The sequence below is a fragment of the Microbacterium sp. AK031 genome (assembly GCF_024807145.1).
Taxonomy (GTDB): Bacteria; Actinomycetota; Actinomycetes; order Actinomycetales; family Microbacteriaceae; genus Microbacterium.
The window spans coordinates 390,677-404,616 of the sequence record NZ_JANUCA010000001.1; the positions used below are offsets into that span (position 1 = coordinate 390,677).

10 protein-coding genes are annotated in these 13,940 nt (G+C 61.9%); 6 read left to right on the top strand and 4 right to left on the bottom strand.

From position 1 onward, the window contains the following. Positions 1-31: 31 nt before the first annotated feature. Entirely contained in the window at positions 32-1,129 is a 1,098-nt protein-coding gene (locus HDC95_RS01800; protein WP_259061469.1) for a glycosyltransferase family 1 protein, read from the top strand. 1 nt (position 1,130) lies between these two features. On the opposite strand, the gene HDC95_RS01805 is transcribed toward HDC95_RS01800, so the two are convergent. Genes HDC95_RS01805 through HDC95_RS01820 form a run of 4 tightly spaced genes read right to left on the bottom strand, consistent with a single transcriptional unit; the run spans position 1,131 to position 6,144 of the window. Beyond that, complete coding sequence (locus HDC95_RS01805; RefSeq protein WP_259061470.1) at positions 1,131-2,384, bottom strand: hypothetical protein; 1,254 nt, start codon at positions 2,382-2,384, stop codon at positions 1,131-1,133. Then, positions 2,377-2,793, bottom strand: coding sequence for a DUF2304 domain-containing protein (locus HDC95_RS01810; protein ID WP_259061471.1), 417 nt, complete (start codon positions 2,791-2,793; stop codon positions 2,377-2,379). The genes HDC95_RS01805 and HDC95_RS01810 overlap by 8 nt, the downstream gene beginning before the upstream one ends. Continuing rightward, the gene (locus HDC95_RS01815) at positions 2,790-3,527 is read right to left on the bottom strand and encodes a glycosyltransferase family 2 protein (RefSeq protein WP_259061472.1); all 738 of its coding nucleotides are present in this window, start codon (positions 3,525-3,527) and stop codon (positions 2,790-2,792) included. Before HDC95_RS01815 ends, HDC95_RS01810 begins: the two co-directional genes overlap by 4 nt. 52 nt (positions 3,528-3,579) lie before the next feature. Beyond that, positions 3,580-6,144 carry an LGFP repeat-containing protein gene (locus HDC95_RS01820; RefSeq protein WP_259061473.1) on the bottom strand — a complete coding sequence of 855 codons (2,565 nt, stop codon included), beginning with the start codon at positions 6,142-6,144 and terminating at the stop codon, positions 3,580-3,582. Between the two features lie 274 nt (positions 6,145-6,418). Between HDC95_RS01820 and rfbA the strand changes: the two genes are divergently transcribed. Genes rfbA through HDC95_RS01845 form a run of 5 tightly spaced genes read left to right on the top strand, consistent with a single transcriptional unit; the run spans position 6,419 to position 13,933 of the window. Next, the gene (gene rfbA, locus HDC95_RS01825) at positions 6,419-7,288 is read left to right on the top strand and encodes a glucose-1-phosphate thymidylyltransferase RfbA (protein WP_259062191.1); all 870 of its coding nucleotides are present in this window, start codon (positions 6,419-6,421) and stop codon (positions 7,286-7,288) included. Then, a complete protein-coding gene (gene rfbB, locus HDC95_RS01830) occupies positions 7,288-8,286 on the top strand; it encodes a dTDP-glucose 4,6-dehydratase (protein WP_259062192.1) in 999 nt (332 codons plus the stop codon). Before rfbA ends, rfbB begins: the two co-directional genes overlap by 1 nt. Positions 8,287-8,291: 5 nt before the next feature. Continuing rightward, on the top strand, positions 8,292-9,707 hold the full coding sequence (locus tag HDC95_RS01835; RefSeq protein ID WP_259061474.1) for a bifunctional dTDP-4-dehydrorhamnose 3,5-epimerase family protein/NAD(P)-dependent oxidoreductase: 1,416 nt from the start codon (positions 8,292-8,294) through the stop codon (positions 9,705-9,707). Further along, on the top strand, positions 9,704-11,845 hold the full coding sequence (locus tag HDC95_RS01840) for an acyltransferase family protein (RefSeq protein ID WP_259061475.1): 2,142 nt from the start codon (positions 9,704-9,706) through the stop codon (positions 11,843-11,845). Before HDC95_RS01835 ends, HDC95_RS01840 begins: the two co-directional genes overlap by 4 nt. A gap of 54 nt (positions 11,846-11,899) precedes the next feature. Further along, a complete protein-coding gene (locus HDC95_RS01845) occupies positions 11,900-13,933 on the top strand; it encodes an acyltransferase family protein (RefSeq protein WP_259061476.1) in 2,034 nt (677 codons plus the stop codon). Positions 13,934-13,940 lie beyond the last annotated feature (7 nt).

Here is a 13,940-nt window from a genome sequence, read left to right on the forward strand (position 1 = left end):
AGCCTTCGGGTGCATGCATTACGCTTGTTCAGTGCCCCGTGTATTCGTTGACCTGCTGTCCCACACCGGTACGAAGGGCGGCATGGAGACATACACCCGCGAGCTGTACCGTGCGCTCGGCGCGCTACCCGGTGCCTGGGAGTATGTCGGATACATCTCAGCTGAGGGTGAGGAACTCGATCTGAGCTGGTTTCCCGGAAGAATCGTGAGATCCGGGATCAGCGGTGAGAACCGATTCGCCTGGGCATGGGGAGAGCTCACACAAGTAGCAAGAGCTGCCGAACGTGAGAGTGCTGATCTCGTTCATGCCCCCGCCACCCTTGGCCCTCGACGCACAAGTATGCCGACCGTCGTCACCATGCACGACATGCTCTACTGGAGCCATCCTGAGTTGATGAGCACACCGCTCTACACCGCTCCGGTGAAGTGGATGGAGAGGCAGGCCGCGGCGAATGCTGAGCGCGTCATCACCATCAGCCCGACCTCCAAGCGTGAGATCGCCAAATACCTCCGAGTCGATGGAGAACGTATCGACGTGATCCCGCTCGCTGGTTCCGCTCCGAAAGGTGTTGACCGATCGCTCGCGGGCTCCGAGGGGCCGCTCATTCTCGCCATGGGAAATCGACGCCCGCACAAGAACTGGGGTGCCCTGATTCGGGCCGTTTCGTTGCTTCCGGCGGATGTGCGCCCTCAGATCGTGATCACCGGCGGACGCGGTGAAGACCCGCTCGCCCCGCTGGTGGAATCGTTGGGGATGGGCTCATGGGTGAAGCTTCGCGGGTGGGTTGATGATGCCGAAGTGGCTCACCTGTACTCCGTTGCGACAGCACTCGCCATACCATCGCTCGCAGAAGGGTTCTCGCTGCCCGCACTCGAGTCGATGGGTGCCGGCGTGCCGGCGTTGCTCAGCGATATCGAAGTTCACCGGTTCGTAGGTGGCGATGCGGCACGATTCTTCGAACCAGAAGACGATCAGGCTCTCGCCGATCTCCTTGCACGTGTCTCGACTGACGCCGCTCTCCCGGAGGAGATGAGCGCAGCCGGATATCTGCGCGCGGCGGAGTTCACTTGGGAGCGTACTGCTCGCGAGACTCGAGAGGTCTTCGCGCGGGCGTTGGCTGCCCGCTGATTCAGATCGTCGGCCGGCTATCGGTTGCGGGAACGTTCGAGCGGAATCGGATGGCCAGCACATGAACCATGGAGCCGACGATCGGGCCGGCCAGGAGCGCAACCATGATGCGCAGGTGCGCGTCGATGGGGAGCAGCAGCATCGCGATGCTGATGGCGGCACTTGAAGCCCAGCCTGCCGTGTACCACTTGTGTCGATTCGCTGCGAGGACAGCCGGACCGGTGATGCACATCACTCCCGTGAGCCCCGCACTCACGACAATGAGCGCCAGATCCAGCGGAGACAGCACCACGAACCCTGCGAACAGCCAGCGCATCAGCGTGGGCCCGAACCACGCTGCGATTCCTGCGAGGATGATCACGCCTCCGATCACCAGCGCCACCCACCGCAGCACGCGGGATGAGACATGATTCGGATGGTCGCGGAATGATACGACCAGGTATCCCTGGAGGGCTAGAAGCGGAACGACGAGAGGCGCCCTTGTAAGAGTCAACGCGAGAATCAGCGACGCGAGCAGTTCGGGGCCAGCGTCGGACGCGAACGCCTTCAGCAGCAGAGGAAGCCCGCTAATCAGCGCACCGGTGGAGAGCGAGGCGATAACGGTCGCCACTGAGTTCCGGAAGAGCCTACGCAGGCCCACGTCGACCGAAAGTCGCAACTTTATACGCCGACCGACCCAAATCCAGACGCCGACGGCGGCCAGGAGAAAAGGGACCGCGACGGCCCAGCCGAGTAGCACGGCACTCCCGCCGGCGACCAGTGCAACCGCGATCGTAAGGGAGCGAATGACCGAATCACCGATGGTCAGCCCAGCGACCGCATTCCAATCCTTCAACCCGTACACGGCCCCGCTGAGTGCAGCGACGAGAGAGTAGCCGAATGCCGCCATCGCGATAGCACTCATGAGAAGCCCTGCATCGGCGGGGAAGAGGGTTGATCCGCTCAAGCTGAAGATGACGAAGACGATCGTGGTTGCCGCGAGTGATGTGATGAGAGTGAAAGAGATCCAGGTTCGAAACCCCGAACCGGTGGCCTCGGATCGGGAAGCACGCGTGAGCTCTTGCTGCAGCCCGGACAGGCAGGTCACGACCAAGTAGATTGCCGACCACGTGGTCGCAAAGCTCAAGTAGGAATCGGGCGCGAGAATCGGAATCGCGAACTGGATGAGGTAGCCGATCGCCCCTGCGATGACCGTGGCGATCAATATATGACGAAGTCCGCCGGGTGAGGGCGACTCTGTTGCGCCATCAGCCATGCTTGTCTTCGCCCGGCAGCGACTCGTCCTCTGGCCCCCTTGATATTCCGTCGCCGATCTCGGCCACGCGTGCGGAGAGCTCGTTGTGATCCGCGCGCAGGATCGCTATCTCTTCAGCAGCACGTCGGATCTCGTCCTCAGCCTGGGAGAGTTCCCACGAGAGATGGAGGGCGACACCCAGGAGGAGCAGGATCGCCATCGCGAACAGGAGATTGGCAGGGAGTACGACTCCCAATAGCGACGTCAGGCCGAGCAGCAGCTGCGGGAAGAGACCGAGAATCAGCATCGCAAAGGCGATGACGATCCAGAGTGCGGCATACTTCTCGCGGAGTCGTCGGCTGAGGAGCAACGCGAACACCACGATGAGCATTACGGTGGCGAGTACAACTCCCGTGATGGCGATGGTCATGCGGCGTCCTCCGAACGAGCAAGGCGCCGAGGTCTTCTCAACAGGGCGAGGCCCAGTGCGAGCACGGATCGCGCGAGGTAAACGGTGGATCCGATCGGGCCCTGGCTTGGGTTTCCGTGCATGCGAGGGCGCATCGCCACAGGAACCTGGGTAACGGTGAGGCCTGCATGGCAGGCGACGACAAGTGAGTCAAGCGTGTCGCCCAGGTATTCGGAGGGATAGTACGAGACGTACTGCGCGATCGCCTTGGCATTGGCCGCGCGAAAACCGCTGGTTACGTCGGTCAGCCGAGTCTTGGCGACTCGGGACACGATGCGTGCAAGGACGACCATCGCCCAGCGTCTGGGGCCGCGTACTTCGTAGTCGCCGACGTCGCTGAAGCGCGCGCCTATAGAGATGTCGGCATCATTCAACCCGGCGAGGACTTTCTCGATGTCTGCGGGGTTGTGCTGCCCGTCTGCGTCGACTTGGATCGCGCGTCGATAGCCCTTCCGGTGTGCGTACGTGAATCCTGTTCTCATAGCTCCGCCGACGCCGAGATTGAATGGCAACCGGAGAACAGTAGCGCCCGCCTCGTCTGCTACTTGAGCGGTATCGTCGACAGAGCCGTCATCGACGACGGCGACATGGTAGCCGGCGTCTACCGCGAGAATCTCCCGGACCGTCTTCCCCACATTTCGGGACTCGTTCCAGGCTGGCACGATCACCAGCACGGCATCATGCGCGCGCGTCATAGTGATTCGAGTCTATCCGGTGCAGGAACGACGCCGAGATCCAGCGCGCCGGTTAGCGTACCGCAACTGTGCCGTTGGCGTACAGATAGATCGTCCCGTTCTGGAATCGTTGCTGCCAGATCCCATTGGCACTGGTCTCGTTGGCCAGCGGCCAACCCAGGGCGCCCTCTGGACCGCCGCGCTTCCAATACTCGCGCTGGAGTACGCCCCGAGTCACGGCGAGGGCGTACGGCGAAACGTGTACGGTGCCGCCGACGAACGGCTGAATGTACCCGTCCTTGACTTTCGCCTCGCTCTCCATGGGGAACGAAAGCAGTCCGTTGTATCCGCCGTTGGCGGCGAACACCCGCCACGTCGTTCCGCGAATGGCGTATGTTCCCAGCTGACTCGTCGCGATCGACCCGAGTTCGAACGGCTGAGCCTTGCCGATTCCGACTGGGATCGCTGGTCCTGTCGCGAATCCGAAACCTGCGAGCTCCCCACCGCGGAGATACTCATCGTGCGTTTCAAGTGCGACAGCGGAGGCAGATCCCGAGAATGGTACGAACACGACGCCCTTCTCGAATCTCTGTGAGTAGCCCGATCCTGATGATTGTTCTGCCTCGATCGGGGCGCCCAGCACCGTTACTCCGCCGGCATGCCGGAAGGCACTGAGCGTCGCGCCGAAGACAGCGTGGGTTGTTCCCTGCTTGTCAGTGATAAGAAGGCCGCCTTGGAAAGACTGTAGCCCGACGCCGTCGGTGATAGTGCTGGTGCCGACCGGCCATCCGAGCCTGCCAGATTGACCGCCGAGCTTGTCCCACTCCGCAGCGGTCGACGCGTTGAGCGCGACGAGCGAGGTAGGTGCACATACGATTCGTCCACCGTCGAACTCTTGGACAAAACCGTCCGCGACCGTGCGCTCGGGACCCTTCGCGGCACCGAGGAAGCTGGTTGCGCCGTTGAGCGAATCGAACCTCGACTTAATGGCTCCGCGCACGATCTGCGCTCCGGCATTGCCTGATGTGAAGGTCATGTTCGTGAAGCGCTGCGAAGATGCAGACCCGGAACTCTGAGCTGGCCCTGCGGGGAACCCAGCTTTCGGGGTACCGCCAGCTCCAGCGAGCGCACCGGAGAAATCGGTGACCGCGTATGTGCCCGCAGTCGACGAGTAGATCTTGCCGCCCGCGAACTCTTGGAGTCGGCCGCCGGGGATCGCGGTGGCAGCAGAGGTGGGGCGGCCGAGAGCTCCGGACTCGTATTTCTGTGCCGCGAAAGCCGCCAGGAAGGGCTCAGTGACGATAGTCACACCGGTTCCCTTGCGATACGCGACAGCTTTCGAGAGCAGAACCCTTTGTGTCGAGTCACCGGCGTCAGTGACGCCGGAAAGCGGGAATCCGTACGCGCCGCCGGTGCCGCCTGCTCCCTTGAGCCAGTTGTTCCACACTTCGTTCAGGAGATACACGCCGGTGGTCGATTGATACGCCGCACCGCGGTCAAAGGTCTGAGTTGAACCACCAGGAACGGCATACGCGCGACTGGTCGGCCAGCCGTATGATCCGAAGACATTGCCCACGGATTCGTGGAGTGTGAACATAGGCGAGGCGACAGCGAATGCGCGCCCATCGGATCGCTGGTAGATGCGCCCGCCCTCGAAGTCTTGATATGCGCCGCCGGCGACCACGACGCGATCCGAAGTCGGCCAGCCGAGCCCACTCGCGACCTCACCCACCAGTCGGTACTCCGCGCGGATGGGCCCAGTGACTGTGTGCCCAGGTTGGCCCGCTTTCACGAAGATGTCAGCATTGGCGAACCGCTGCGACCAACCGGGGCCTGTGGTCCATCCGCGCATGCTCCCAGTGGGCGCTCCGATCCAACCCGAACCTGCCCCGTTCGCATTCCACACATCTGCGATCACTCCCGATACCGTGGTTCCTTGCGGGCTGCCGAACCAATCCCAGAAGTACTGGAAGAAGTTCCTGTTCCCGTAACTCGAGCAACCATCGCCTTCTCCGTAGCCGGCACGCAAAGCTGCGGCGTTCGGCTGGTACGGAGTGTAGTAATAGAGCGCCGCCGTCGCCGCGTTCTCGACGTACACCGGCGCGGTACCGCATGCAGAGTTCGGGTGGTAGCGGATGTTCGAGGTCCTCCCGGGTGCGTAGTACGTGAACCAGCGTCCCTCGGTGTAGATCTTCATCTGTCGCCCGGCACCATAGATCTGGTAGAAGAATCCGGCGAACGCCGGGTCGCATGGAGCTGTGTCCGGGCATCCCTGACCGAGTGCCATGTCATATCGCCAGGAGCTCGGCCACGTGTGAGTCACGAGACCCTGCTCCTTCTGGAGCATCACGATGAACACCCGCGGGTTGATCCCGCAGGAGAGCGCGACCTTATAGATGATGGTTGCGGCAGACTCGTTCCCTGCTCCGCTATAGCCGTTGCAGTACTGGTCGCCAGCACGGTTGGGTGTGTTCTGTCGGTAGTCCTTCAAACAGACATACCCGGGCTGGCACGATGCCACTTTCCCACGGAAGAACGTGTCAATCTGGCCCGCGGTCATCGTCGACGAGTTGAAGAAGGCGGCGTCAGAGATGATGTTTCCTGCGCGGAACAAGCTCAGATTCGCTGTTCTCGCCATGCCTGACGCGGAACTCGTGACTGCGGATGAGGACGAAGACAGCTGCGCACTCGAGGCTGTTGCACCGTCGATTGCACTCGCTGGAGTGGCGATGAGCAATGAAACGGCGAACGTGATTGACGCTGCGGTCGCAACAAGTGCGCGCAGACGTGGGAGTTTTGAGCCGGTCACTTGCTCATTGTGACGGAAATACACCGATGATGCCAGTGTGGTCAATGTGACAGATGTGGATCTCTGGTCCGAGATCCACATCTCGATGTGGCACGATGTGGGGGTGAAGGGCATTATTCTCGCCGGTGGTTCGGGGACGCGGTTGCATCCGATCACGTTCGGTATCTCGAAGCAACTCATCCCCGTCTACGACAAGCCGATGGTCTACTACCCGTTGTCCACGTTGATGCTCGCCGGGATCCGAGACATTCTGATCATCACAACCCCGCACGATGCCGAGCAGTTCGAACGCCTCTTTGGCGACGGATCGCAGTTCGGGATCAATCTGACATTCGCGCAGCAGTCTTCGCCCGATGGCCTGGCCCAGGCTTTCGTCATCGGTTCGGACTTCATCGGCGACGAGAAGGTGGCGCTGGTGCTCGGCGACAACCTTCTCTACGGGCCGGGCCTGGGCACACAGCTGAAGCGCTATACAGAGGTAGATGGCGGCGCGGTGTTCGCCTACTGGGTGGCTGAACCGAATGCGTACGGAGTGGTGGAGTTCGACAGCGAAGGACGTGCGGTCTCGCTGGAGGAGAAACCGCAGCACCCGAAGAGCAATTACGCGGTCCCGGGGCTTTACTTCTATGACAACGACGTCGTCGAAATTGCACGAAATCTACGTCCGAGCGCGCGTGGAGAGTACGAGATCACTGATGTCAACCGTGCTTACCTCGAACGCGGCGATCTGCATGTCGAGGTGCTGCCCCGTGGAACGGCATGGCTCGACACCGGGACGTTCGATCAGATGTCGGATGCGGGTGACTACGTGCGCACGATGGAACGGCGGACCGGGCTTCGCATCGGTGTTCCGGAGGAAGTGGCGTGGCGCCGCGGGTTTCTCACGGATGATGAGCTTCGCGAACGCGCGGAGAATCTCGTGAAATCGGGATATGGCACGTACCTGCTTGAGACTTTGGAGAGAGGTCGATGATGTCGAACTTGCTAGTCACAGGCGGCGCCGGTTTTATCGGTTCGAATTTCGTCCATCACGTCGTTGACAACACGGATCACAACGTCACAGTGCTGGATGCGCTGACATACGCCGGGAATCGGGAGTCTCTGGCCGGGGTCGAAGGAGAACGTGTCCGGTTCGTGCATGGCGACATCACCGACTCCGCGCTCGTTGACCGGCTGACGGCTGAGGCGGATGCGGTGGTGCATTACGCCGCAGAATCTCACAACGACAACTCATTGCATAGCCCGCGACCGTTTCTCGATACGAACATCGTCGGTACGTACACGCTGCTGGAAGCGGCGCGGAAGCATGGCACGCGGTTCCATCACATCTCGACGGACGAGGTGTACGGCGACCTCGCGCTCGATGACTCCGAACGATTCACGGAGCAGACTCCCTACAACCCTTCTTCGCCTTATTCGTCGACAAAAGCGGGCAGCGACCTTCTCGTCCGCGCGTGGGTGCGTTCTTTCGGGGTTCAGGCGACGATCTCGAACTGCTCGAACAACTACGGGCCCCGTCAGCACATCGAGAAGTTTATCCCGCGGCAGATCACGAACGTGATACTCGGTATCCGTCCCAAGCTCTACGGTGCGGGCGAGAACGTGCGCGACTGGATTCACGCGGACGACCATTCCTCGGCTGTGCTGACCATCCTCGAGAAGGGGAGAATCGGCGAGACGTACCTGATCGGCGCGGACGGCGAACGGAACAACAAACAAGTCGTCGAGCTGATCCTGCAGGAGATGGGACAGCCCCGCGACGCGTACGACCATGTCACTGATCGCGCAGGGCACGACCTTCGCTACGCGATCGACTCGACCAAACTCCGTACTGAGCTTGGCTGGACACCGCGGTTCGCTGATTTCGACGCAGGCCTCGCAGCCACGATCGAGTGGTACCGCGACAATCAGGCATGGTGGGCGCCCGCCAAAGACGCCACTGAGGCGTTCTACGCTTCGAAAGGTCAGTGAACCCAGTGAGCAGGATTGAGTTCGGCAAGGCGCTCGACGCGACGGAGACCTCCATCCCCGGGCTGGTGATCTTCGATCTTCCTGTGCACGGCGACTCGCGCGGCTGGTTCAAGGAGAACTGGCAACGGGAGAAGATGACCGCGCTCGGGTTGCCCGATTTCGGCCCAGTGCAGAACAACGTCTCCTTCAATGATGCCGTCGGCACGACGCGAGGTATCCACGCCGAGCCCTGGGACAAGTGGGTCTCCGTCGCAACTGGTCGAGTCTTCGGCGCCTGGGTCGATCTACGTGAGGGCCCGACGTTCGGCACCGTCTTCACAGCGGAACTGGATCCTGCGAAGGCCATCTTCGTACCGAGAGGCGTGGGGAACTCGTACCAGACGCTCGAGTCCGACACCGCATACACATATCTGGTCAACGACCATTGGTCGCCGGACGCGTCGTACTCGTTCCTCAATCTCGCCGATGAGACGGCCGCGATCGACTGGCCGATTCCGCTGTCCGAGGCTGAGCTGTCCGACAAGGATCGTGCGCATCCTCGCCTCTCCGATGTGACTCCGATTCCCCCGGCACGTCTGCTTGTCGTCGGAGCCGACGGACAACTCGGGAAGGCTCTGCGCAAAGAGTTCGCAGACGCCACGAATGTCGAATGGGCCACCCGCGCCGATCTCGACATCGCCAGTTCGGATCTGAACGGGTCACGCCGCTGGAAGGACTACGCGGTGATCATCAATGCTGCGGCGTACACGGCCGTGGACGGGGCAGAGACCGCTGAAGGTCGCCGAGACGCCTGGGCTGTGAACGCCACGGGGCCCGGGGCCCTGGCGAGGATCGCGTCGGATTTCGGAATCACGCTGGTGCATGTGTCCAGCGATTACGTATTTGACGGGATCTCGGAGCGCCCGTATACAGAAGACGATGTCCTCAGTCCGCTCGGTGTGTATGGACAGAGCAAGGCCGCGGGCGACATCGCGGTCGCCACCGCATCCGCTCATTACATCGTCCGTACTTCCTGGGTTATCGGCGAAGGTAAGAACTTCGTTCGCACGATGGCTTCACTCGCGGAGCGCGGAGTCGATCCCAAGATTGTCGATGATCAGCAAGGCAGACTCAGCTTCGCGAGCGAGATCGCGCGATTCATTCGCCACCTCGTTACCGAAAGACCGCAGTATGGCACATACAACTTCACGTCCGATGGCGACACGATGACCTGGGCGGACGTTGCGCGTGACGTATTCACACTCAGGGGACATGACGCCGCACGAGTGGCCGGTGTATCAACGGAAACCTACTTCGCCGACTCAACAGACACGGTCGCACCACGACCGCGCAACAGCGTGCTCGACCTCTCCCGTGTCATCGCCACGGGGTTCGTACCGGTTGACGGGCGAGCCCAGCTTCGGAAATATCTCGCTCAGTGAGCGCGCAGGTCACCGCTGATCGTTCGAAAGCACCGCTGAGAGAGCGCGTCTTCCGGACCGACATCCAGGCGCTCCGAGCGCTGGCGATCATGTTGGTGGTACTCAACCATCTCTGGCCGACGCGACTCACGGGTGGTTACGTCGGAGTCGACGTCTTCTTCGTGATCTCGGGGTATCTGATCACAGGCCACCTCATCGGCGAGGTGGCGCGCAGTGGCAGCATACGTCTGGGCGCCTTCTACGCCCGCCGCATCCGTCGTCTGCTCCCGGCAGCATTTCTCGTGCTCCTCGTTTCGCTCGTGCTCGTGGTGATCTTACTTCCGTATCCGCGATGGGAGCGTAACGCCTGGGAGATCGCGGCCAGCGCGGGGTATGTCGAGAATTGGTTCCTCGCCGCGATGTCGGTGAACTATTCAGCGTTGAACGACGCGGCCAGCGCGGTCCAGCACTATTGGTCGCTCTCGGTGGAAGAGCAGTTCTACATCTTCTGGCCGATACTCCTCTTGGCAGCCACAGCGATCGCGGTGCGCATCGAGCGGAAGCGGCCCCGACAGTCGGGGACAGGGCGATGGATGGTCGCGATCGCCGTTGTGGTCCTCGGGGTCGGTCTGCTGTCAGGCATCGCAAGCATCGTCTTCACGCTCGCCTCTCCTTCGCAGGCCTACTTTGCAACCTTCACTCGAGGATGGGAGTTTGCCGTTGGTGGTGCGGTAGCCGTCCTCGCGCGCCGGATCCGCCTTACACCGTCGAGCGCGAATATCTTGAGCATTGTCGGGTTCGGGGCGATCGCGTTCTCGGCGTTCACGTACGATCAGACCACTTCATTCCCCGGATATGCAGCAGCGCTCCCCGTTCTGGGAACCGCGGCCGTGATAGCCGCCGGGTGTAATCAAGTGACGCTCTGGCATGCGAGAGTGACGACGATTCGTCCGATCCAGTGGGTGGGAAACGTCTCGTACTCGCTCTATCTCTGGCACTGGCCGCTCATCGTGGTCGCACCCTTCGTCATCGGCTCCGAAGCGACAACACTCTCGAAACTCGCCGTTCTCGTGACTTCTCTCGCGCTTGCCGCGGTGACCAAGCGTCTCGTCGAGGACAACGGACAGCGTTGGCGTGCGTGGCATCGATCGACTCGCGCAGCGTTGGTCGGCATGCTGGCGGGCATGGTAGTCGTCGCGATCGCCGTCAGCGCCGTCATCATCGTCGCTCAGGCGCGCCTGGGCGCGCAGGAGGATGCCTCCGCCATCGAGCGAGATGTTTGCGCGGGGCCGGCCGCGACCGCGCCGGGGGCGGACTGCGACGATCCCTTCGGCCCGGCGGACAACGTTGTGATGACGCCGCGAAATGCCTACTACATCGCTCCTGAAGAGTGCGGCGAGTTCTTGCCGATTCTGGCTTACGGGGACACGCGTACGACCCACAGGTGTGACTTCTCAGACGGCCGGCAAGATGCGCTGGAGGTTTGGCTGGTAGGCGATTCGCACGCACAGCAGTGGCAGGGTGCTGTCTTCGACATCGCTCGAGACAGAGGCTGGGTCGTGACGACGAGTTACATGGGCGGCTGTCCAGTGGCAGACGTCGAGTTTGTCGGCTTCCGGGCTGAGTGGGGCCCGCCGGATATTGAACGCTGCCGAGATTGGTCGCATGCTCTTAATGAGGAGATCCTCGGGAACTCGCCTGATCTCGTGCTCACTGCCATGGCATCGCGGCAACAGCTGCTCGCTGACGGCAACGGCACATCGAAGGATGATCAGATGGTCGCGGGCATGCTGGCCTACTGGGAACCATGGGCCGTGAACGGCACCCGTGTGCTCGCGATCGCCGACCCGCCGTTCAACGCAGAGGTTCGCAGTCCCGAGTGCGTCTTGTTCAACCCGTCGGACCCGGAAACGTGTGCACGTCCACGAGCCGAGGCACAGCCGCCGGATCCGGTGCTGGAGGCCGATGCCCGAACAGACGTCTCGAGCATCCGCGCGCTCGATGTGACCGACAGCTTTTGCGACGCCCAGCTCTGCTATGCGGTCGTCGGTAAGACCCCCGTATATTTCGATGCGGATCATCTCAACCTCGACTTCGCCAAGGGTATGCGTCCGCAGCTCGAGGCTGCCGCGGACGAGCTTCTCAGCTTGAGGGGATAAGCTTGCAGTTCCCGTATCACCGGCACCCGAAGTCGTAGACGCGAGTCGAGACCTATGCTCCAGACCACAGAATCAGATCAGAGCATCGCCGAAGCTTCTGCCGGATCGAAGGCGATGAAGTATCGCGCAGATATCGACGGCCTCAGGGCCCTCGCGATCCTGCTGGTCGTCGTGTACCACGTGTGGCTGGGGCGAGTGTCAGGCGGCGTTGACGTCTTTCTGATGATCTCGTCCTTCTTCCTGACAGCATCCTTTGTTCGCCGAGTGCAATCGGGGACTCCGATGAGGCTTGGCCAATTCTGGGCACGTCGATTCCGTCGCTTGCTCCCCGCGGCAGCCGTGACGATCGTCGGCGTCCTGGCGACGGCGATTGTTGTGTATCCGCAGACCGAGTGGCCCCGTGTGTGGCGCGAGGCATGGGCGAGCTTGTTCTACAGCGAGAACTGGGCGTTGGCCTCCTCGGAAGTTGACTACTACGCCCGAGATGCGGTGACGCCTAGCCCGTTCCAGCATTTCTGGTCACTTTCCGTTCAAGGTCAGGTCTTCCTCCTGTGGCCGCTGCTGATCGGGATGATCGCTTTTGTTCTCCGAACGCGCAGACGGCTAATCGTCCCCGCTCTCTTCATCGCTTTCACCCTCGTGTTTGCGGTCTCGTTGGCCTTCTCGATATACGAGACGAATACGTCACAGTCCTTTGCCTACTTCGATACACGGACCCGGCTGTGGGAGTTCGCGGCCGGATCGCTCGTGGCCATCGCGCTCCCATTCGTTCGACTCCCCGCGTTGGTGCGAGTCGTGCTGGGCTGGGCCGGTGTCCTGGGAATCGTGATGTGCGGCGTCGTGCTGGATGTGCAGGGTGGGTTTCCCGGATACCTCGCCCTGTGGCCGGTCGTGTGCACGGCGTTCGTGATCATCGGCGGAGATGAGGATGTTCGTGGCGGGCCAGGGCGGCTGCTCTCCTCACGGATCGTCGCTTTCGTAGGACGCGACGCATACGCGCTGTATCTCGTGCACTGGCCGATTCTCGTCACCTGGATGATCACGAGCGGCAGGGCGGAACCGGGATGGTTCGCTGGATTGGCGATCATCCTCGTGTCCATGGTGCTGGCAAGATTGATCTCACGTTTCGTCGAGAATCCCCTGCGGAATGCACCGGTGTTCGACCGGTCTCCGAGGTCGGGGCTGCTCGTCATCGTATGCGCCGCGCTGCTCGTGGCTGTACCGCTGGCGTCCTGGCAGGTGGCGCAGAAAATACACGAAGACGCTGTTGCTGAAGCGACGGGCTCGGCGTACCCCGGAGCGGCTCAGGTCGACGATCCCATCGATCTGGAGTCGATCGACGTGCCGCTGAAACCGGTGGCGACGACCTTGGGCGACGAATGGGTCTCATTCGGGGACGATTGTTCCGGAGCCTTCGCGCCGCGAGACGCCCTCCTGGCAGGGAGCTGCCAGCAGAACGACATGGTCGCCGAGCGAGATCGCCCCCAGATCCTGGTGATGGGAGACTCTCACGCGCAACAATTGTCTGCACCGCTTCAGGTGCTAGCTGAAGAGAGGGATTGGGGGGTCACCGCGCTCCTCAAGGGAGGGTGCCCGATCGGGATCGGCGCTCCGTCTTGGTCGGCCGATGGAGTTCCGTGCGAAGAGTGGCGCCAAGCGGCCGTCGAGTATGCAAAAAATCTCAAGCCGGACGCCGTGTATCTCGTCGTCACCCGCGCTGGGCCGGACGCTGAAGAAGTCGTGGTCGAGGGGATATCGGAGGTCGTCGACTCGCTGGAGCGCGAGGGCATCTCCGTGATCGGCGTCCGCGACAATCCGCGGTTCGATTTCGACATGTATGAATGCGCTCTGTCCGATGAGTCGTGCGACGTGACGCCCCCGGCAATCGACACGTCAGAGCTCAAGCATCTCGCCGATCGAGTCATCTTCGTCGACTTCAATCGCTGGCTCTGCCCGGATGACACGTGCACGGGAGAAGTGGGAAACGTCGCCGTCTTCATCGACGACAATCACATCTCTGCGACGTACGGCCGAACTCTGGCACCGATGCTGGGTGACAAGCTGACGGCCTCAGGGTTCCGATGGTGACGGCCCG

What these genes read in the sequence shown, in the direction of transcription:
- HDC95_RS01805 (WP_259061470.1), bottom strand. Translation starts at nt 2,384, where the DNA reads ATGGCTGATGGCGCAACAGAGTCGCCCTCACCCGGCGGACTTCGTCAT.
- HDC95_RS01810 (WP_259061471.1), bottom strand. Translation starts at nt 2,793, where the DNA reads ATGACCATCGCCATCACGGGAGTTGTACTCGCCACCGTAATGCTCATC.
- HDC95_RS01815 (WP_259061472.1), bottom strand. Translation starts at nt 3,527, where the DNA reads ATGACGCGCGCGCATGATGCCGTGCTGGTGATCGTGCCAGCCTGGAAC.
- HDC95_RS01820 (WP_259061473.1), bottom strand. Translation starts at nt 6,144, where the DNA reads ATGGCGAGAACAGCGAATCTGAGCTTGTTCCGCGCAGGAAACATCATC.
- rfbB (WP_259062192.1), top strand. Translation starts at nt 7,288, where the DNA reads ATGTCGAACTTGCTAGTCACAGGCGGCGCCGGTTTTATCGGTTCGAAT.
- HDC95_RS01845 (WP_259061476.1), top strand. Translation starts at nt 11,900, where the DNA reads ATGCTCCAGACCACAGAATCAGATCAGAGCATCGCCGAAGCTTCTGCC.